Origin of the sequence: Paenibacillus sp. HGH0039, assembly GCF_000411255.1 — a bacterium.
Taxonomy (GTDB): Bacteria; Bacillota; Bacilli; order Paenibacillales; family NBRC-103111; genus Paenibacillus_F.
In genome coordinates this window covers 2,389,591-2,410,088 of the sequence record NZ_KE150413.1, presented here as the reverse complement: position 1 = coordinate 2,410,088, position 20,498 = coordinate 2,389,591, and the positions used below count along the sequence as shown (strand labels likewise).

General features: G+C 40.2%; 23 protein-coding genes and 1 riboswitch. Of the genes, 5 read left to right on the top strand and 18 right to left on the bottom strand.

Annotated elements, in window-relative coordinates; genetic code table 11:
- Positions 1 to 48: 48 nt before the first annotated feature.
- Entirely contained in the window at positions 49 to 846 is a 798-nt protein-coding gene (gene motA / locus HMPREF1207_RS25405; protein ID WP_009673662.1) for a flagellar motor stator protein MotA, read from the top strand.
- Entirely contained in the window at positions 839 to 1,639 is an 801-nt protein-coding gene (gene motB / locus HMPREF1207_RS25400) for a flagellar motor protein MotB (protein WP_009673742.1), read from the top strand. The genes motA and motB overlap by 8 nt, the downstream gene beginning before the upstream one ends.
- Before the next feature lie 210 nt (positions 1,640 to 1,849).
- Here the strand turns inward: motB and HMPREF1207_RS25395 are convergent, their stop codons facing one another.
- The 4 genes from HMPREF1207_RS25395 to dnaE form a co-directional block, all read right to left on the bottom strand.
- Entirely contained in the window at positions 1,850 to 2,902 is a 1,053-nt protein-coding gene (locus tag HMPREF1207_RS25395; RefSeq protein ID WP_009673894.1) for a DUF1835 domain-containing protein, read from the bottom strand.
- Positions 2,903 to 3,112: 210 nt separating this feature from the next.
- Positions 3,113 to 4,111, bottom strand: a complete 999-nt coding sequence (locus HMPREF1207_RS25390) for a DMT family transporter (protein WP_009673897.1) — start codon at positions 4,109 to 4,111, stop codon at positions 3,113 to 3,115.
- Positions 4,112 to 4,236: 125 nt separating this feature from the next.
- Positions 4,237 to 4,382, bottom strand: a riboswitch (FMN riboswitch).
- A gap of 288 nt (positions 4,383 to 4,670) precedes the next feature.
- Positions 4,671 to 4,883, bottom strand: a complete 213-nt coding sequence (locus tag HMPREF1207_RS25385) for a hypothetical protein (RefSeq protein ID WP_016424133.1) — start codon at positions 4,881 to 4,883, stop codon at positions 4,671 to 4,673.
- Positions 4,884 to 5,114: 231 nt separating this feature from the next.
- Positions 5,115 to 8,264 carry a DNA polymerase III subunit alpha gene (dnaE, locus tag HMPREF1207_RS25380; protein WP_016424132.1) on the bottom strand — a complete coding sequence of 1,050 codons (3,150 nt, stop codon included), beginning with the start codon at positions 8,262 to 8,264 and terminating at the stop codon, positions 5,115 to 5,117.
- A 146-nt stretch (positions 8,265 to 8,410) separates the two neighbouring features.
- Between dnaE and HMPREF1207_RS25375 the strand changes: the two genes are divergently transcribed.
- On the top strand, positions 8,411 to 8,896 hold the full coding sequence (locus HMPREF1207_RS25375; RefSeq protein WP_036740350.1) for a hypothetical protein: 486 nt from the start codon (positions 8,411 to 8,413) through the stop codon (positions 8,894 to 8,896).
- A gap of 258 nt (positions 8,897 to 9,154) precedes the next feature.
- Here the strand turns inward: HMPREF1207_RS25375 and HMPREF1207_RS25370 are convergent, their stop codons facing one another.
- Genes HMPREF1207_RS25370 through HMPREF1207_RS25355 form a run of 4 tightly spaced genes read right to left on the bottom strand, consistent with a single transcriptional unit; the run spans position 9,155 to position 11,580 of the window.
- The gene (locus tag HMPREF1207_RS25370) at positions 9,155 to 9,526 is read right to left on the bottom strand and encodes a cyclic-phosphate processing receiver domain-containing protein (protein WP_016424130.1); all 372 of its coding nucleotides are present in this window, start codon (positions 9,524 to 9,526) and stop codon (positions 9,155 to 9,157) included.
- A gap of 20 nt (positions 9,527 to 9,546) precedes the next feature.
- Positions 9,547 to 9,993 carry a macro domain-containing protein gene (locus HMPREF1207_RS25365; protein ID WP_016424129.1) on the bottom strand — a complete coding sequence of 149 codons (447 nt, stop codon included), beginning with the start codon at positions 9,991 to 9,993 and terminating at the stop codon, positions 9,547 to 9,549.
- 13 nt (positions 9,994 to 10,006) lie between these two features.
- Positions 10,007 to 10,339, bottom strand: coding sequence for a YolD-like family protein (locus HMPREF1207_RS25360; RefSeq protein ID WP_016424128.1), 333 nt, complete (start codon positions 10,337 to 10,339; stop codon positions 10,007 to 10,009).
- Complete coding sequence (locus HMPREF1207_RS25355; RefSeq protein WP_009673835.1) at positions 10,336 to 11,580, bottom strand: DNA polymerase IV; 1,245 nt, start codon at positions 11,578 to 11,580, stop codon at positions 10,336 to 10,338. Before HMPREF1207_RS25355 ends, HMPREF1207_RS25360 begins: the two co-directional genes overlap by 4 nt.
- A 179-nt stretch (positions 11,581 to 11,759) precedes the next feature.
- Here HMPREF1207_RS25355 and HMPREF1207_RS29465 point away from each other — a divergent pair, with 179 nt between their 5' ends.
- Together HMPREF1207_RS29465 and HMPREF1207_RS25350 are read left to right on the top strand one after the other, a co-directional pair.
- Positions 11,760 to 12,317 (top strand): hypothetical protein, encoded by a 558-nt coding sequence (locus tag HMPREF1207_RS29465; RefSeq protein ID WP_016424127.1) that lies wholly within the window; start codon positions 11,760 to 11,762, stop codon positions 12,315 to 12,317.
- An 83-nt stretch (positions 12,318 to 12,400) separates the two neighbouring features.
- Positions 12,401 to 12,751 carry a hypothetical protein gene (locus HMPREF1207_RS25350; protein ID WP_016424126.1) on the top strand — a complete coding sequence of 117 codons (351 nt, stop codon included), beginning with the start codon at positions 12,401 to 12,403 and terminating at the stop codon, positions 12,749 to 12,751.
- Between the two features lie 26 nt (positions 12,752 to 12,777).
- Here the strand turns inward: HMPREF1207_RS25350 and HMPREF1207_RS25345 are convergent, their stop codons facing one another.
- From HMPREF1207_RS25345 to HMPREF1207_RS25300, 10 genes are all read right to left on the bottom strand, one after another.
- Entirely contained in the window at positions 12,778 to 12,996 is a 219-nt protein-coding gene (locus HMPREF1207_RS25345) for a hypothetical protein (RefSeq protein WP_016424125.1), read from the bottom strand.
- A gap of 1 nt (position 12,997) precedes the next feature.
- The gene (locus tag HMPREF1207_RS25340; RefSeq protein WP_009673735.1) at positions 12,998 to 13,810 is read right to left on the bottom strand and encodes a thymidylate synthase; all 813 of its coding nucleotides are present in this window, start codon (positions 13,808 to 13,810) and stop codon (positions 12,998 to 13,000) included.
- Positions 13,811 to 13,864: 54 nt separating this feature from the next.
- Entirely contained in the window at positions 13,865 to 14,323 is a 459-nt protein-coding gene (locus HMPREF1207_RS29460) for a hypothetical protein (protein WP_009673765.1), read from the bottom strand.
- A 216-nt stretch (positions 14,324 to 14,539) separates the two neighbouring features.
- Entirely contained in the window at positions 14,540 to 15,259 is a 720-nt protein-coding gene (locus HMPREF1207_RS25330) for an HNH endonuclease signature motif containing protein (protein WP_082211341.1), read from the bottom strand.
- 4 nt (positions 15,260 to 15,263) lie between these two features.
- Positions 15,264 to 16,241 carry a class 1b ribonucleoside-diphosphate reductase subunit beta gene (nrdF, locus tag HMPREF1207_RS25325; protein ID WP_009673714.1) on the bottom strand — a complete coding sequence of 326 codons (978 nt, stop codon included), beginning with the start codon at positions 16,239 to 16,241 and terminating at the stop codon, positions 15,264 to 15,266.
- A gap of 25 nt (positions 16,242 to 16,266) precedes the next feature.
- On the bottom strand, positions 16,267 to 18,366 hold the full coding sequence (gene nrdE, locus HMPREF1207_RS25320) for a class 1b ribonucleoside-diphosphate reductase subunit alpha (protein WP_009673574.1): 2,100 nt from the start codon (positions 18,364 to 18,366) through the stop codon (positions 16,267 to 16,269).
- Positions 18,359 to 18,712, bottom strand: coding sequence for a class Ib ribonucleoside-diphosphate reductase assembly flavoprotein NrdI (nrdI, locus tag HMPREF1207_RS25315; protein WP_009673841.1), 354 nt, complete (start codon positions 18,710 to 18,712; stop codon positions 18,359 to 18,361). Before nrdI ends, nrdE begins: the two co-directional genes overlap by 8 nt.
- 93 nt (positions 18,713 to 18,805) lie before the next feature.
- Complete coding sequence (locus tag HMPREF1207_RS25310; protein WP_016424121.1) at positions 18,806 to 19,045, bottom strand: hypothetical protein; 240 nt, start codon at positions 19,043 to 19,045, stop codon at positions 18,806 to 18,808.
- A gap of 20 nt (positions 19,046 to 19,065) precedes the next feature.
- Positions 19,066 to 19,863, bottom strand: coding sequence for a PD-(D/E)XK nuclease family protein (locus HMPREF1207_RS25305; RefSeq protein WP_009673543.1), 798 nt, complete (start codon positions 19,861 to 19,863; stop codon positions 19,066 to 19,068).
- A 46-nt stretch (positions 19,864 to 19,909) separates the two neighbouring features.
- A complete protein-coding gene (locus tag HMPREF1207_RS25300; RefSeq protein WP_009673679.1) occupies positions 19,910 to 20,437 on the bottom strand; it encodes an ATP-dependent Clp protease proteolytic subunit in 528 nt (175 codons plus the stop codon).
- Positions 20,438 to 20,498: the final 61 nt, after the last annotated feature.

Here is a 20,498-nt window from a genome sequence, read left to right as displayed (position 1 = left end):
CCTTGTCGATATAGGTCTTACAACCTACAACGAAGAGGTGCGCGAATTTTGGAGAAATCTTCTATTATTGGTATCATATTGGCGATTATCGCCGTAGGCGTCGGCATGGTTTTGAAAGGGGCCAGCCTGACTGCTCTGTTCAACCCCGCCGCTCTGCTCATTATTTTCGTCGGGACGGCGGCCACTCTTTTTATCGGATTTTCGGGCGAAGAACTTAAAAATTTTCCTAAACTGTTGAAAATCGTTTTCACCGAGCAAAAGCTTATGCCCAAAAAAGACCTCATTAATATGGTGGCGGACTGGACAGCTCTTACCCGCCGCGAAGGCCTGCTTTCTCTTGAAGAAAAAGTGAACGAAATTGACGATCCCTTCCTTAAAAGCGGAATGCGGATGATTATTGACGCCAATGATCAGGACTTCGTACGCGAAGTGTTGATGGAAGATATCGCGGCTATGGAAGATCGGCACCGGAACGGCGCTCAAATCTTTACGCAGGCGGGAACGTATGCCCCTACTCTGGGGGTATTGGGAGCGGTCGTCGGCCTGATCGCGGCGCTGAGCAACCTGAACGAAATCGAGAAGCTCGGCCATCTGATCTCCGCGGCGTTCGTCGCGACTCTTCTCGGTATCTTTTCCGGTTACGTTCTCTGGCATCCCATCGCCAATAAACTGAAACAGAAATCCAAAAAAGAAGTCATGCTGAAGCTGATGATGGTGGAAGGACTCCTATCCATTCAGGCCGGTATTTCTTCTTCCGCCGTCAAACAGAAGCTGCTCGTATTCGTTCCAAGCTCCCAGCGTGAAGACGAGGACTCCTCGAAACAATCGGGTATGGACAATGAGTAAAAAGCACAGGAAAGAACATCATGAGGAGCATCTGGATGAGTCCTGGCTCATCCCTTATGCCGACCTTCTGACGCTTCTGCTGGCCCTGTTCATTATTTTGTTCGCTTCCAGCCAGGTGGACTCGAAAAAATACGACAGTATTATGCGGGCTTTGAACTCCGCTTTTACCGGGGGAACCGGGACGTTCGAAACTTCCGCCAAAATCCCGTTGAACCAGGACACCAGTACCGCGCTCAAGAAGCATGACAACCCGAACCCTTCGGAAAGCGAAGCACTGCAAAAGCAGTACGAGGCCGAGCAGGCCGATCTCGAGAAGCTTAAACAGAAGCTCGATCAATACATCACGGACAACAAGCTGGGCTCCGAGCTGACAACGACCCTGAACGACGACCAGTTAATGATCACGATCCAGGATAAAGCGCTGTTCGCTTCCGGGTCTGCCGTAATCAAACCAGAATCTCGCCTTTTGGCCCAGGCCATGACCGATATGCTGAGCCAATATCCGAAATACCGGATCGAAGTGGCCGGACATGCCGACAATGTGCCGATCAACAACAAGGAGTTTGATTCGAACTGGGATTTAAGCTCCAGGCGGGCCCTGAATTTCATGAAAATTTTGCTTGAAAATAACGCCATCGACCCGAGCCGATTCCGCTCGATCGGATACGGCGAGTACCGGCCGGTGGATTCAAACGCCACGTCCGAAGGCCGGTCCAAAAACCGCCGCGTCGAGGTAAGCATTATGCGCGGCATCAAAGCGTCGGATGTGAAAAAAACCGCCGCGGGCGAGTAGCACTCAAAAAAGCAGGTTCCCGATCAATGAGGGGAACCTGCTTTTTTTTGAGTGCCGGGGGACGGTGTGCGGGGGTTGGCCGCCGGCGATGCAGAGCCGGCTGAGCACACCCGGCATTTTTGCGTGCTAGTGCGATTTCGAATCGCGCGCGCTTTCCTTTTGCATTCGGGGAGCTTTTATCGGACAACTGCCGCGAACTGCAATTTCTGCCTAGCAAGATGATTCGGCCAGCGCCACTTTATACGACTGCATGGCAGCCGGCACACCTTTGAACTTTAGCCGTCCATCGCTAATCAACGTCCACAGCCGGTATTCGATAAACTCAACCATAACGGTATTGCCCCAGCTCTCCAGCGCTTCCATAATCACCCGGCTGGCCGGGATGAATTCCTCCTCGTCGTCGCTGCTGCCACGCTGCATTTGACCGACAAGAGCCGCGAGCGCTTCGTCGTAACTCTCCTCGGCAGCCGGTACTATTTTGCCGTCCGACCAGATATGAAGCTTCGCATCGGATGCCGACAGCTCTTGCCATTCCCGGATGTATGCTTGCCTTGCTTGCTCTGACAGCGGCTGCTTTTGCTTTTCATGAATCCGCACGATTTCTTCAATCGCTTCTATGCAAAGAAAGCCGAATGCGTAAGAATGCGGCACCGGATCGAAACGGGCGGCTATCCCTTCATACAGCTGCGAAACCTGGCCGATATAGACGTTATTCGGAGCATCGCGAAGGACAGACAGGGCAAGACGCATCCCGATCTGCTCGTGGGCGTGATTACCAGTCCAGATGGTAATGTCCTTATCGGCGGGTAAGCCGCGCATAGTCTCCAGAATGGTATCTGAACCGTGCCGGATCCCTGTTAGCTGGGCGTACCCATACCCATTGAAACTTTCGGACATCCATTCCAGCCGGAACTTCCGCCCTTCCTCCGTCTCCAGCTCCCGGATCGGCCCTTCGGAAAAACAATCGTTGAACGTGAGGATCTCGCTTTCTTTCCTCCTGCCCAGGCTGCTGAGCGCACACTTCAAAGCTCCCGCTTCGGACAGCCCCATCACAATGTGGACATGACCTGCTCTTCCCTCGTTCTCCGCCCGATTTCGGGCCAAATGTCCATTCCATATCTCCAAAATTTGTTTTTGAAGGGCATGTTCTTTCTCGGGCAGCTCTTCGTAACGCTGTGCTTGCTCCAGCATTTGCAGCAGCAGGCCCTTGGCTTCATTGGGATGAAGGGCATGAATCTCGTCAAGTATAGCCGGGCGCTTCATTTCCGTACACCTCACTTAGCGGAGTTATGTAAAATAATGGTATTGTATTTATTTTAGCATAGCATCCTTCCGGAAATCCGGCTATACTCTCCCGCACACCTGCCTGAAGTTCAACTAAACTCAATTCTTTCGCTCCCTGCAAGTGGAACTCCGCTTTCGATGGATATAAAAAAAGACCGCCGATTAGGCAGTCTTTTGGATGCGTTGCAATTAAACGGCCGAAGCGTCTAGCTTTTCGTTGGCGCCGGACGCGGCGGCTTTACTTTCCGGGGTGCGTCCCATGAACCACAACGTGGACCAGATCAGAAGGAAGCCGGCCAGCTGTCCGATTGTCAGGGCCTGATCGAATACGAGCCAGTTGATCAGAACACCGACGGCCGGGAAGGACAGCTCCGCGATTGTCGCGAGAAACGCCTTGGTCGAGGACAACCCTTTATAGTAGAGCAGCATGCTGATCAGCCCCGGGAAAAACGCCTGGAACAGCAAGTTCACAACAATAAGCGCCCACTCGCCCGTTGCTTTATGAAGCTGCCAGGCGTCCCCGCTCGCCATCAGCACGACAAACAGCAGCGGAATGGCCAGTAAAAACCGGAGCGAAGTTACGATCGGGAAATCGAGATTTTTTTGCAGCAAATATTTGCCCATGACCGTGGACCCGCCCCAGAGAATTGCTGCCAAAATCGACAGCAGACAGCTCATGGTGCCCAGATCTTTGAGCCCCAGCGACGGGGATTGAAACCCGAACGTCAGCAAATACGTGCCCGCAAGTGCGAAAAAGATGTATTTAAAAAATCGGGCCGGCAGAGCTTCTTTCAGCAGTACGCGCGCCAAGGTAATCGCGAATAAGGGCTGAAGCTTTTGTAAAAGCAGCACGGCATTCGCGCTCCCATGAGCAAACGCCGACGTGAACAAAATCGTGGCGATTGCCGATCCGCCCCACGAAATGAACAGCAGCGCGCCGATGACAGCCAGCGTCAGCTTCCCGCTCAGTTGTTCGCGGTACCGGATCAGGACCGGAAGCGCGTAGCAGGCGAGCAGCAGGTGTTCGATGAACACGATCTGCGCCGATGTTAAGCTTTTCAGCAGCAGGATGCGGAAAAGCGGATCAAGCCCCCACAAAGTGGCGCCCAGCGCGACATACCAGATGCCGTTGATCCCTTTTCCTTTCATTAATGCGGACTTTCCGTTAAGACCTAAAGCATTCTCCAATTCAAAAACCCCCTGTGGAATGTTTTGAATTGAACCTTCCGAAAAGAGACGATGCCCCCGCTGGAAGTTCAACGGGGGCATCGACAAACAGACTTCATTAAAATAAAAATTTTAATGAAGCTGCTTTTCACCTTCTCCCATCCGGACTTTACCGTCGGCCTTGGAGTCGCACCAAGTCAGTCCCGGCCGTAACAGCCGGGAGTCGCGGGCTTAGGGTACTTGCGTACCCATCACCGCCGGTTGGGACTTTCACCCTACCCCGAAGGTTCAATATTCAATTTCGTATGTCCTTTTGGTGACCTTTGGCAGTCGTTTCGGTGCTGAAACCCTTGATACCACTAGGTTTGTAGCAAATCTTCGTTTCCGTTGATGATCTGGCGTTACCTCTGATATCATCTGATTTTGGAACGAAATCCTGCCGAAATCCTGCCAGAATCCTACCGAAATACTGGCAGAACTCATACGAGCTCCTACTGAAATCCTGCCACAATTTCACCCAAGAACACTTACTTAACTGTAATTGAAATATTAACACTCTAAATTAAAAAAAGCAAGGGCTTTATGCCCCGCTTTCTTTGCTTTCTAACCAATTGAAAAGCGCATCTCTTGACGCTTTAATTGTTCCTCTTTTTCCCAATCGTCTTACTGGAAACGGTGGAGCCTTCAATAATTCGTAACCGGCCCTCCTACCAATGCCTAAAACCTGAATTATTTGTTCCGCTGTTAAAACTAGAGGCAGATATGTTTTGTTAATATTAAATTTATTATCCATATCTATTCTCCTTTTTTTATCAATGCTTGATCTAATCATTCTTTAGCATCTTGGCACAATATATTAAACGAGTTATTGAACCGTCCCTATTATATTTGGGTTGCACCCATTTTTGCACTACTTTAAAGCCTCTACGCTCATTATCATTAATCGCTTGATTTAACTGCTCGCTTTCGTATCTTCTCATTATTATCGGCTGCAAATATTCACCTACATTCTAGTAATATACTTCTACTTCTTTATGAAACAACTAATGATCCATTCTTCGAATTGGTTTTCAATCTTAACCCATTTGCCGTCAATTTTTTTACTTTTTTGTCTCATCTCAGTTAAAGTGATCTTTATTAAGTTTCCAACTTTTAGGGCTTCCTCGCCACCAGAGTAGAATTTCTTTTTATCCATTTTTATTGTTTTTTCAGTTCCTAATGACAGATCATATACCGTAATTTTTGGAGTATACTTAGTATCTATACCAACTATGCAATACCATTCATCTGCTCCTGGATACTTAATGTCAGCGTACCCCATCATCTCTTTTTCATAAAGAATTGTCTCGTGTATTGGAAAATTTTTTTCATTAATCGTTCTTCTTATTTCTGTTTCTTTTTCTCTTTTTATATTTAATCTTTTTGCTTTATTTTCACTTTTTAAATTTTTTTTATAGGCGTCTTTACCTCCGATAAACTCGACATAAATATTAAAAAGCTCTTTATTACCGCCAAACTCTTTAAAAAAACCAAGCTTTATTAAAATCTGTAGCTGTCTTGAATCGCACGATGTCTTTTCAAAGATATCTACTAATAGATCACAAAAGGTTTCATATGTATTATCTTTTAATTCATAAAGCTCATTGGCTATTTGTTCATTGAGATATTTGATTGACCTAATACCTTTATAGATTGCATTTTCTTCTTTTGCCATCATATATTCGCTTACAGATTTTCTAAACATAATTGGTTCGATATTTACTCCTATGCTATTCGCATATTCAGCAATTTTGCCCACCTTGTCTAGATTGTCTGCAATATTCAGCATTACAGTTAGAAATTCTAAAGAATAGTAATGTCTTAAATAGCCGTTTCCATATCCAATATGACTATAGGGGTTAGAGTGATTATCTGAAAACCCGTAATACTGAGCATCCAATATTACCTGTAAGAAAGGCTCAATGATTGCTTTTGAATGTTCTTCATCTTCAGCAAATTTTTTTCTCATGTTACTGACGAACCGATCTCGAATTAATGGGATGTACTGTTCAGTTCCTTCCTTTTTCGAAAGTCCTCGACGTACAGTATCGCTTTCAGCCATAGAGTAACCACAAAAATCAACCAAGAAGTTCATGATTTGCTCTTGGCTAATTAGATAGCCATGAGTATTATTCAATGAGTTGTTGAGTTCTTTGTGTCCATGATCTTTAAATATACCGGCAGCTAGACTTTCTCTATAAGATGATCCAGAAGGACGAATTGCACCGTTACCCATTGAGAAGAGTTCAATTAAACTGATTTCTGGATTAACTTCTCTAATCTTCTTTATTGTCTCTTGTTTGAATAGTTCTTTGTAATAACGGTGTGCTGATTCGCTCTCCCATTGAAATATGCCTAACCCCGAATCTTTCATGGATTCCCATACTGCCTCGTCATTTACATTCATATTGTCAGGAACCAAACGTTCAATACCTGCGAGCCTACAAGTCTCATTAATAATCTCAATGTTGTCTAAGCCGAGTATATCAAGCTTCACAAAATTGCAGCTATCCAGCTCTTTCATGTTTACTTGGCTCACAGGATACTTGCTCTCTTTTGTATAGCATAGACCAACTGAATCATCTAAGCTCACCGGTGAAACTACATATCCCGAAGGGTGGGAGCCCACACTGATGATTACTCCATTTACCAAATCTACATATTTAAATAGTTCGGGATATTTTTTTCTGTAGCTATCAGGTATACAATCTTTCTTTTCATCATCTTTAAAGACGGCTTTTGCAATTTCGTCAACTAATGAAACGTCTAACTGAAGTGCGCGGCCAACCTCTCTAATTGCCCCCTTTAAAGCAACGGTGTTGAATGTGATAATCTCAGAAAAGTGAATGTTCGGGATGCTTGATACATAATCAATTACCTCTTGTCTTCGCGAAGGCGGAAAATCAATATCTATATCCGCAAGACTTATTCTTTCGGGATTTAAAAACCGGAAAAAATTTAACTTATGTTTTATGCTATCCATTTCGGTAATTTTCAATAAATACGCAATTAAGCTTCCATTAACAGAGCCTCGACCATACCCCGGATATATCTCTTTGGTGTAACAGTAGTCGATAATATTTTTCTGCAAAAGCATGTAGTCAATCGTTCCCAATTTCTTATATGTATCAAACTCTTCCCTAACTCTCTCGTAGTATCTCTTTTTATGTTCAGAAGGTAGTTTATTGGTGCCTCTCGCGATAATCCCTTCGTTTATTTTCTCTTTAAAGACTTTTTCAGAGTCTTCGTATAGTTTTGGATATTTCGGGCTAGAGTCAAGGGTAAACTCTTCAACCATATCTGCCATTTCGTTTGTGTTATGAATAGCTTCTAAATAAGCATGACGAGGAATAGCAGACTGTTCTTCAAATTTATCAACCAGTTCTTCGTAGCTCTTAAACGTTAAATCAAATGAATCCTCATCGCCGTACGTTGCTCCCTTAGCTTTCATCATTATCTTCCTGGCTGCTGCATGATCTTCGTTCAATGAGTGTGTATCAGTTCCAGCAATGAGAGGTATACCGGTTGATTTTGAAAAATCATAGAGCCATTGATTGAATTTTATTTGTTCTGGATGTAAGTGGTATTGGATTTCTAAAAAAACCCTATGTTTGTTCCTTGTTAAAAACTCTAAGAGTTTATTAAGCATCGCTGCGTTGTTCTTTTGTAAAGCTCTCCAGACAGGTGAAGCTAGACATGCTGTTGTCATAATTATGTTGTCTGATGTACTCATAACTTCATCAAGTGATAGCCTAGGATTAAAATAATAATGACCATCATTTCGGTTATTAGATAATGAAGTGAGTTTATTTAATTCATTTACTCCTTTCTCATTCTTCGCAATTAGCATGTAATGCATATTATCTCGAATTAACCCTTTTTCTTTATCTATGTATTCAGTGACATAAATTTCATTGGCATGTATGTATTTCATACCATATTTTTCGACTGTCTGTTTTTTCTTAATCCAATTCATAATTGATCCGTGTTCAGAAAAACAAAAGGACTTCATTTCTAGTTTGCTTGCCAATCTTAAATACTGCTCAAACTTAGTGGTCGAATCCATAGACATACTTGTTGTTGGATTACTAAGATCGCTGTGAACATGATAAACGGTATAGTTATCTTTCAGCAAGATCGCCTCCTTTTAAATAATATTATCACATACTTTTATTTATTTCAAGATATCGGTTTCTTTGATTTATTCAACTAGTCAATGAAGGATTTTACTGTTATATGTATAATTGTATATATGTACCATATTTTAAAGGAGGAACAGATATGACAAAAAAATTGGTCACCATTTTATCTACCAGCTTACTTGTCGCCTCTCTAAGCTCAGTCACATCGGTCAGTGCTAATTCTTCAGATGTCAGTCCTAAGGTTGCAGAGAAAAGTCTTATAAGTCCTCAGGCTAATTCTGGATGGAAAAAACAAAATGGTATAGAGGCAAGAGTCTATACAAATCGTACTGGAAGCTATCCCAACAGCGATACATATATTGGGGTAACGGCAGAAAAAAAGACAACAGGAGCAGCCTATTATCAATTAGTTATTTCAGAACAGAAAAATGGCACAAGTTATCAACGCGCTAGTAAAGACGGTACATGGTCAGGAACTTCAATATCCCACAATTTTAATATTGATGACATTCTGGACAGAAACTCACAAGGAACCTTTTTGGTTAGATTAAAAATATTTGCATACGGTGACTGGGATACTTGGTTAGGCGATTGGGAAACTGAAACATTTACTGTAGTTAATTAGTTATTTACATTTATTCCTTTTTAAGGTATATTATTCACGTTCATTAGTCATCTCAAAAGCCCTGTGAAACGCACTCACAGGGCCACTCTTTTCCTATAAAACCATAGTTTTATCGCTTAATTTTCATCACCCTGTTGTAAAATCCTGCATTTTGCATGATGAACTTCTCTTTTTTCATAATGATAAAACTTTGACCTGTTGTGATACCCTACCCAATATAAATGGTACATCTTTTTAATTCTAACTAATAAATCATTACTAAAAATCTTCAAAAAAGCCTCCTGTAGCTAAGTTGTATTCGGGCATTGGTGAATTGTAGACTTTAACTTCGCCTGGGTTATATCTAAGGAGTATTTGCCGCATGTTATCGCGTCCAACAGGGTTTGATGTATGCAAGAATATTGCTTCAGGCAGAGTTAGATAATCGCCTAAGACCCACTTCTCCACCAGCCACTTGCAAAAGTCATATCCTGTGCGAGTATATTGTCCTGTAACTCCTCCCAAATCATGGTCCAAAGAAAGCCTACGTATATTATTAGATTCACAAATTGATACAGCCTCTTCAACAGTCCTAGCGATATGGAATCCTTTAGGGTAAGGCCTCAAATCGTCCAAGAATAAATCGATCATAACTCCACTCCCACCCCAAACTATTCGAACTTATATAGTGTCACATCATAATCAATGAAAACTTCCTCAATAATTTGTTCTACAATATCCCAATCCCCGCCGGCCAATCCACATCCAATATTATATGGCAGAGCAATCGACTGTTCTGACTTCATAGCCAAAGATTTTAATTCACTTAATGCTCCACGCAATGCAATATAGTCTGTATGTCTTTTTTGTACCCCATAGCCATATTGCCCAAATAAGTTAGCAATGTACTTTTCACTTTGCGTTGAAATGATCTGACAATGGCCCAATAACTCTCCCTTGTTACTACATGATTGTTTATATTGCATAAAAACTTCTGGGTAGTCACGCTTAATTAATTTAGCAAGTCCTGCTCCCATAACCCCCATACAATTTACCTGATGTCCAATAATATCTTCGGTAGCCTCCATTAAATTTCCCTGTACAATCTTTACGCTCATATCCTTACTCCTCTCATAAAATTGCTCTAATTACCTCGGCAAAATCAACAAATTCATAACCATTATCTAGTTCGATTTTGAAGTTTTGCCTGTATGTATTTATTGAAACAACAACACCAACCAAGTCTCGATTCGTGTATTCATCGAATATCGTTACGCAGATTATGGCTTTTCTAGCATAGGAGAGACTTATGTTCTCCATTACTATCTGCAGCTCATCTTCGTGTAGTTCCGGTTTTCTTTTTAACCCAGTATCCTTTAACTGCTGATTTATTGCTTCTTTATGCTGTGGCAGCATCATACGGCTGCTCTCCCAACGCCCATTGCCCCTTAGTTTTATGCTCATCTATAATGACCTCCGATTTTAGCCGCTCTATCTTTGGCTTGACCGGCAGAAGTTACAGAGCTTGCTCTCAAAATTGCTATTTCCCCAAATTTATCTTTGATACTATCCATCACATTATCTAAAGTTCTCTTCTTTTCGCTGTCCTCAAAAAAAGATAATTGATATGTGTTTGCATCAGAAAGATCAGATAGTGATACGCTCAATTTCCTAACTGGTTGCCGATCCCAATGAGCATAAAATATCTTTTTGACAACATTGTAAATATCTCCAGAAACATTGGTGGGGTCAGGCATTTTCATTTGTCTATGAAAGCCGGTCGGATGATCCCAATCAGCACCCATGCAGCCTACAGACACAACAGAACCCATTAGGCACTTATTTCTAGCTCGCTTAGTCACTTCGTTCGTTATGTCTAGCAGAACAACCTCTATCTCCCAGGGTTCGCAATAGTCGCGCGGAAGAGTCATTCCGTTACCAATTACCTTTTGAGACATGTGAGTACTCGGTGTAACCGGGGAATCGTCCATTCCATTTGCCGTCATCCAAATAAGTTGACCATTTACTCCCCATCGCTTAGTAAGTCTGGGTAACGGTGTACTAGCAAGGTCGCCAATTGTCTTAATACCTATTCTGAGTAAGTGTTTCTCCATTCTTGATCCGATTCCCCACATGTCCCTAATTGGCTTATCCCATATGTATTTGTGCAGTTCATTTTTTCGCAAAATAAAAATTCCATCTTTATTTTTCTTGGCAATTATGTCACAGCATAGCTTTGATAAGGTTTTGTTTTCTCCAATACCGGCTCTCGCATGTACACCAGTTTCAATTCTAATTTTGCGTTGAATTTCTGTAGCCATTTCTTCTGGTCTATTAGCGAAGAGATGCATTGTATTTGTGCAATCAATAAATATTTCATCGATGCTATATGGTTCAACTAGGTCGCTGTACTGCTGAAGTATGTTAGAGATTTGCATTGAAACTTTTATGTATGTCTCCATGTGAGGACGTATAACGACTAATCCGGGACACTTTCTTAAAGCATCACCCAGAGTTTCAGGGTTTTTAACACCGTGTTGTTTTGCTAATGGACAAGCTGCTAATACAACTCCAGACCTACGAGATGGATCTCCAGCAACAACTATTGGTTTGTTTGTCAGTGTAGGATCTTTGGCTTTCTCTACACTGGCGTAAAAGGATTGCATATCGAAAAGCATAATAATGTGTTTCTTCTTAGAAGACATATTGCTCCTCCTTCATATACGAACGTGCGTTTGTATTATTAATTATACGCCAAACACATGTTCGTTAATCAAGAGGAAATTTATAACTACAAGATTTTTTCAAAGCCTTTATTTACAATAAAACCCATGTTTAACTAGTATAGGAAGGCGCGTCTTCAAAAAAATATCCAGGAGGCAACATGTTTAAAAAGAGCTTTTTATCGTTGTTAATCACACTGTCTCTCTTATTTTCCTCGTTGGGTTTCTCGGTGCACGCTGCTCCACAAGAAGATGCTACGTATACCGAGTTTTTAACCACTGAAAATAAAACAGGAGTAATACAAGATCAATTGATTGAACCTCAGGCTGCAAATTTCTCTTGTAATACTGGTGGATGGATAGTTGGTTCAAGTGGCGCAACGCAGTTCACTTCGCAGATTTCTTTAAACGGTACTTTAGCGTGGGGCTTACAGCTTACACCATTAGGTGCCGACCTATTTGGACCCATGACTACCGTATGGGCATCATACGGTTCTGTTGAGAAATCCGGTTCTACAAGGGTGTTATTTCCTGCTTCTATCTACACTCCACATAACTTGGCTTACCCAGGTATGTATCACGGCAGCATATCAAAGTATAATTATGTTGGTAGTTCATCTCCGGGATCACTTGAGCCAGGAGATGTAATAAATCTACAATTTAATCTTGCAGGCTCATCAGGTGCTACAGGGATTGCATCTATCTCATGTCGTTATTAAAATCGTAATAGTTGAATAGGAAAACGGGGGGGGGGAAGAGTCCCCGTTTTCCTAAATTAAATTTATACGGAGGCGGTTTTAATATGGAGAATCCAGATAAAAACCATGTCAAGAATAGTTATTCAGAAATAATTAATACTGATAAAGTCGGTTCTACTCAGGCTAACTTACATATAACTGGTTTAACTTGGTTTGAGGAAGAAATGACATTTGAAACAATTCGTGAGGCAGAAGAATGGGTTTATAGTGACGCATATAATAAAATAGGTCATGAATATGACGGCTATAAAACAACAGACCCCAAACTCGCTTATGCATTACTATACCATTTAGTCCGTGCAAAGACTCTGAGAATAGATTCAAGAGAAGTGTTAGCAGACGAACAAATTGTTGATAATAAAACAGTGTTTATGGTTTGGATTCCCAAATCATAGGCGCTTTTTATTATAAAACAAGAATTTTATAGCCCAATTATGTTTGCCGATTGCTTATCAACACTTAGTATCTTAACCAAACCGCTGTCTCTCATCTCCTCCATGATAGTCTCTGTAAATTTATACTTTTCTTCATTGATTGTATAAATTTGATTGAACAGCGGTTTGATCACCCTTGGTTCTTTATCGCAATAGTATCTACTTATGAAGGCCTCAGAGGCGGGAGAAATTTTATACTCGCTCATGTTAAATTGCCACCGGCGCTTTAATGCCTGGATGGGGATTGTAGTCATCAAGAATAAAATCAAGCATTGCGAAGTCGTCAATGTTTTTAATATTACTATTTAGATAAACTTTTGGAAGAGATTTTGGCTCTCTTATCAACTGTTTGTTCACTTGTTCAAAGTGATTACTATAGATATGGATGTCTCCTCCGCTATAAATTAATTCACCCAAACCAAGTCCGCATACTTGGGCAACCATCATTGTCAACAAAGCATAGGATGGAATGTTAAACGGCAAACCAAGAAAATAGTCTGTAGATCGCATCTGGAACATGCACGACAGCTTACCGTCCGCTACATAGAATTGGAACGCATAGTGACAAGGTGGTAGGGCCATAGATTCCAACTCTCCCACATTCCAAGCGCTTATGAGGTGCCTCCGCGAATCGGGACTGCTTTTAATTTGGTTGATTACCTGTGCTATTTGGTCGATTATTTGGCCATTAGGCGCTTGCCAAGTACGCCACTGAGACCCATATACCCTCCCCAGTTCACCAGTCTCATCATCACCCCACTCATCCCAAATAGTTACTCCGTAATTCCTACTCAATTCAAATTTATTTGTAGAACCAGATAAAAACCATAGAAGCTCGCCTAAAACCGAGCGAAAATGCACACGTTTTGTTGTAAGCAAAGGAAAGCCTTCATTCAAATCAAATCGTAGTTGCCTTCCAAACACCGACCTAGTACCGGTACCTGTTCTATCTGTTTTATCAATTCCATTTTCTAAAATATCTCTTCCCAGTGCTAAGTAGACCTTATCGACGCTGTTCATTGCATCCTCCTTAATAAAATTGGACGACAGTTTTCCCATCGTCCAATGTATGAATTAGACTGATTGCTGTCTAATTTGTTTCTCGATCTCTTTTTTTATTTTGGGTTCCGGGGCTTCCCAATTTAGCGGTTTAACCCATTTTCCTTGCTCATTGAATCTTGGTTTTCCATCTGGCCATAACTTTCCAATGTTAGCTGCGTGGACAATATCGAAAAGTTTATCTGGACGCAAACCCATCTCCACAAATGTGCCATATGCAAAGTAGATTAAATCAATTAATGCATCTGCCTGATCCTCAATACTTTCTGCAGTTAAAAACTCGGCAAGTTCTTCAAGCATCCAAGATGACCTCGCCATTACTTGCCCACCAATTCTTTTTTCTGAAACAGATTTCATCTTTTTAGAAATCTCATCAATTTTTTGAGCGAACATTTTGTTAGCATCACTACTTGCACCGAGTAAAGGTGTGGGCGAGGTAGCATAAGGAGATCCGAATTTTCGGTGAAGATCCATAATTGCAAGGTACTCCTTATTGGACACTCTAATAAGCTCGACATCTTTAAATCCAACGTCTATAAACTTTCTTTGCCCTCGACGATTGAAATAGGTCATTTTAATTTTTCCATTAGAAAGAAATTCTTTAATGACCCCTGGTCGCTTAACTTTAGTGATGAATAGCCTATCATTGATTTTCATTTCAAACCCTCTTATTTTTATAATTATTTATTTTTATGTTATGTATTCACTCCACCAATTAAGGTATAACTTCTTATTTCTTATTCTACTGCAAGTACCCGAAGACAAACCATATTCTCTTTCTATTGCAGCATTAGTGTAGCCTATTCGGATTTTATTAACTATCACAACAAACTGCTCAGGAGTCAAAGATTTATTTTTGTCATTTCCTTTAGATATCTCGGCTTCAGATGTACCGAATTCACTCCAAAGTTTTTTCCATCTTTTTTTATGCCTTACTAGGCTTATGTATCGATCATGTAAACCATATTTTAGCGCAAGTTCACTATTCGTTAAACCATTAAGAATATCACTTATTAAATTTTTAGCCTGTATATTTGTAAGCTTGCTCATGCTATTTTCTTGGCCGTGGAGAGGCGTCATCAATCCATTATCGTAAGCATGGCGTGTATTTTCCTTATATGTAATGATTTCAAGATTATTGACGTGGTTATTGGTTTTGTTTCCATCCTTGTGGTTCACAACCATACCTTTAGGAATTGGATTAATAAAATAATGAGCAACAAGACGATGTAGATAGTGGTTTTTATTGTTGTAATTAACAAATAAGTATCCTGAGTTATTGGTTGAAGCTGTTCTTAACCACCCTCCGCACCTGCCTTTTATTGTTTTGACTCTTCCGAAATTTGATATATACCAAGGAGCTTCGTTAACTTTTTTTAGAACCTCCCCCTCTAAAAATTCAAATTGTATACTTTTATTTCTTCCACCCTGCCATTCTGTTAGACAGTATATGAAAGTCGTCTTCTCTTAAGGGTTCCACTTTTGCCTTTACATAACTTCCGCCTTTTAATGAAAAGAAGTCGAATGTACCTCCAGAAGTAAGCCCATTAAGTACAATCTGGTTAACTTCTTCATAAGGATACAGTGAATCATAACCGAGATTCATCATCGCTTTATTTGCATTATATCTAACAAATCTTTTAACATCGGAAGTAATCCCTAACGTATCATATATGGCCTCAGAGTATTTGACTTCAATTTGATAAAGTTCATCTAGAAGTTTATGAGCGAAATCCTCAAGGTTCTTTTGATTCGTCTTGGATAGTTTACTTCTAGTTTTTTGAAAAAGAAGACCAACAAAAACCCCGTGAATAGCCTCATCTCTATTAATTAGGAAAATTATCTCACCTGAATTTTTCAACTTGCCCTGTCCTGCCAGATACAACGGATAATAAAAACCACTATAAAATAAGTACGACTCAAGAAACACTGAAGCAATCAATGCTTTTGCTAAAGTGTAATCATCTTTAATTTCCTCATATATCGAATCAATTTTCTTGGCTTTAGCCTGAAGCCATTTGTTTTCTTCTGCCCATTTAAAAGCATCATCAATCTGCTTCTTTGTCGCCAGAGTTGTGAAAATGGTACTGTAGCTTTTTGCATGAACCTGTTCCATTGCGGCCATAAAAGCAAGTACCGCCTTCTCTTGCAAATCATCAACATGTTGTAATACTTTCGGCATACCCACTCCTCCCTGCTCAGTATCAAGCAAGGTAAGTCCAGCAAGAACTTTCATATAAATTTCTTGTTCCGTATTGGTTAAGGATTCCCACACTTTTTTATCTTTGCTTACGGGAATCTCCGTATCCAACCAGAATTGTTTGGTGTTTTGCTCCCAAAACATGTTCGCATAGTCACTTGTTTGTTCATTCCAATTTACTGGCTTAATCAATTAACCACCCATTCTTTCATTTTGATTACACAACGCAACTAACGCACGAGTCGTCAATTTGCGTCATCTTCATTCGACTGTAATACAGTGTCTTCAAGCCCTTCTTCCAAGCATAAATGTAGTACAGTGAAATATCTCTTGTAGTCATCGTATCTTTAAGGTAAAGTGTGCAACTAATCCCTTGATCAACATGTTTTTGAATAGTCGCATACAGGTCAATCATTTTAAACATATCGATGTCATAGGCTTCTTTGTAAAAAAAGAAGTTCGATTCATCCAGATAGGGCATCGGATAATAAGTATCACTGTCTCCATATGTACGATGCTCAATTTTTTCAGTGATCGGAGCTATGCTAGCTGTACTCGATTGTACATAGCTAATGTTTCCCGTAGGAGCAATTGCCAAGCGATAACTATTGGCAAGCCCATGTTCCATTACATCGTCCTTTAGCATTGACCAATCTTCTCTGGTTGGCAATTCGATGTCTTTAAACAGCGATCGTACCTTGTCTGACTTTGGCAAAAAATCATTGATAAGATATTGGTCAAAATAATTACCGCCGTTGTATGATGAACTTCTGAATCCTTTGAAATTAAACCCCGTTTCTTTGGCTATCAACATCGATTCTTTTAGAGAATAATAATTCACCGCGGCGAAAAAAACATTGGCAAATTCAATAGCCTCTCTTGATTCATAAGCAATCTTATTCTTTGCCAAAAATCCATGTAAGTTCATCGCTCCAAGTCCAACAGAACGCATCTGTCTGTTTGCCTTTTCTACGCTTGGTACAGACTTAATGTTTGTCATCCTTGAAACCACGTCTAGCATTCTAATTCCAGCAGAAACCGCACCGGCAAGATCTTTATTTTCCATTACATTAACGATATTCAAAGAGCCAAGATTACACGAGATGTCTCGTTTAATTTCATCTTGTTCATGATAATCGTTAATTGTCGATGTTTCACATAGTTGGATTATTTCAGTGCAAATATTTGAGAATTTCACTTTGCCTTCTTCGCTTAAAGGATGTACGGAGTTAGCGTTGTCCTCAAAAAACAGGTATGGATATCCGCTCTCCACTTGAATTTGCGCAATCATAGTTAACATATCACGAGCAGAAATCTTTTTCTTTCTGATGTTCGGATTTTCGACCAACTCATCATACATTTCGCTGATGTTAATTTCGCTCATTCTCTTTCCATATTCTTTGTAAATCCCATAAGGTGAAAATAAGTACATGTCATAGTCTTTTTCAACTAGTTCAAAAAATTTATCCGGAACAATAACACCAAGTGAAAGAGTCTTAATTCTCGATTTTTCGTCAGCGTTAATCTTTTTTGTAGATAGGAAGTCCATGATGTCTAAATGGAAAACATTCAACCAGGCCGCCCCTGCACCGTCCCTCACCCCCAACTGATTGGAATAAGAGTAGCTATCTTCTAAAAGCTTCATTACAGGAATGACACCGCTACATCTGTCATCGATCCCTTTAATGGGATCTCCTAAAGCTCTCAGATCGGTTAAATTATGAGATACGCCTCCACCACGCTTAGACAATTGGAGAGCATTGTTTATGGAGTGAGAAATGGAATTCATCGAATCATCCATCATTAAAAGAAAGCAGCTAACAAGTTCGCCCCGTCTTTTTTTACCTGCAGATAGGAAAGTTGGTGTTGCGGGTTGATACTCTCGTTTTATCATCTTATCTGCAAACCAAAATGCTTTGTTAATATTTCCTTCAGCTAAAGTAAGGGCGACGATACAGATTCTGTCCTCATATCGCTCAAGGTATTTCTTATTATCCTCTGTCCTCAGCGCGTAATTATTGTAAAATTTGAATGCTGACATAAAGGAGGGAAATCTAAATTTCACACTGTAGACATGTTTAAATAGGGTCTTAATTTCTTTAAAATCATATTGCTCTATGATACCCTGCTCGTAGTAGTCGTTTTCGATTAAGTAATCAATCTTTTCTCTTAGGTTGTGGAAGAAGACTGTGTTTTGATTGATATGATTCACAAAATAACTCTTTACTGCTTCTTTATCTTTATTGAACTGATACTTCCCATCCTTCTGGATCATCATTTCATTGTTAAGATGAATCCATTTAGGTGCGTTAGACAATGTTTCGTACCTCCAAAATGAATTTGTTTATGTCCTCTTCGGTTCCCGAAAGCTCGAATTTAAGAATAACAGGGACTGAATATTGTTTAGATACAATATCGGCAGCTTTCGCGTATGACTTCCCCCAATTTTGATTACCACTGGAAGCAACCCCTCTTAAAAAAACAAAGTTGCTTTCCAGAAATTCTAAGGTTGTATTGGGCGCCTGACCAAAACCGGTTGTATATGTGATGAGTACGAACGGTTTGTTTACTTTAAGCTGCGGAACAACCTTATAGCACTCCAAATTTAACTTTTTAACAAAACGGTCTACATTTCCAGTTTTAGAATCATATATTACAATCATTTTCTTTATACCTTCACAGCGGATAAAATATCAGTTTTATTGCCTAAATAGCTATAAAAAAGCTTGTAGGTATCACGTTTATTAAATTGCTTTCTACATAAAAGAAGCATATCTTTTGCCATTCTTGCCGGTTCGTTTACGATCCTTGAAAAATTTTGTATTTACTCCACCTTGTTTCTGGCTTCCTTGGAGAAGATGAAGATGTTTAAATTTGTACCCTTTATCCCTGCACTGAGCGAGTACATCCTTCTCAGCCATATGTCTTGTATTCTGTGCAGATTCCAAGATTACAGATTTACCCTCTTCGTTATTAACAATCGCATAAAATTTCATATATATATTCTCCTTTTATTTTAATATGGTGTAAATTCATTTCTATGCACATATGAATACCTGAAAGCACATTGGTTTCTCAAGTTACATAATTGTGATGCGAAAAAATCCTTTTTACCATCAACGGTTTTACATCGCGGTGTCCAGGCGTCTTTATGATTTAAGACTTTCCGCGCAGTATCTCTAACCCATTGCTTTGTTCTTTCCAGTTCCTCAATTTCGAATTTAAATACTCGTTCGCGATTTTCTTTTTCCCTTGGGAATATGTATACTAAATTTTCTGGATATAATCCAAACTCATTATAGTAAGGAATAGAATATAGATATAATTGCATAATATTGTGCTTCATTTTCTTCGTATCGTATACACGACTGGTTTTGTAATCTCCAATCACCCTCCCGTACTCTCTATGATGAGCGAACATATCAGGAAACCCTTTAAGCTTAATCTGGTCGACTTTAAAATGCTTTAATTCTTCGGCCTGAGTAATTGTGTAGTCATTGAATACGTCCTCAAACTCTTCGAAGAATTTAAATAATGAATTCTCGTAAGAAGCCTTCATTTTTTGGAATGGCACTTTGTAATGAAAATTATTGAGTCCTCGTCTTAACTCTTCTTCAAGGTCCCAGGCAATTAAACTGCCATTATGCAATCGCTCAGTCGTCTCATGAACCAAAGTGCCATATTCCGCGAAATAGTTGTTTTCCCCACGGTTACCAATGTTGTACTGTTGATTAAAAAGATGAAAGCAACCTTCTCCTTCAAGTGCCGAATGATATGTATTAAGTCTACTCCAACTCCAAACTATTTCTGACAATGCATCACACTCCTTATTAGAATCAACACTTAAAGCCTCTCAGATTTTATAACATTTCATCAATAATACCTAATTCTAAGGCTTCTTCAGCAGATATATACCAATCGTCTTTGCACTTTTTCACTTCGTCTAATTTTGACTGTGAGATTTTTGTCTTCATTAATAATTCTCTGTCATATTGGTCTTTTACTCTTCGCAACTCTCCCAAGGTGTCATGAACGTGCTCAAGTTTACCCTCAAGATTCGTTAGGCTATCGTGATACATAAACGTTGCCAACTTGTGAGCGTAACGTTTATGAGCTGCGGCTGCTGCAAGCAGTGCCATTGACATAGCATATCCATAAACATATGAGTGAATTGGTGTTTTGCTTGATAATATTACCGCAACAATTGCCATTCCATCATAGATTTGTCCGCCATAGGAATTAATAATTAGTTTAATCGGTTGTCGATCAACGATGTTCTCTTTATCATCTGCCACATTGATGGTAATAATTTGTTCAATTAATTTAGCTGCAGCTTCAGGGTTAATTTTATCGTGTAAATACAGTGTTCTATCATTTGTCTTAGTCATTTTTCCGGTCAACTATATAGCGAGTTGTACTTTCCGTTATTTTAGTAATTTCAAATGTATC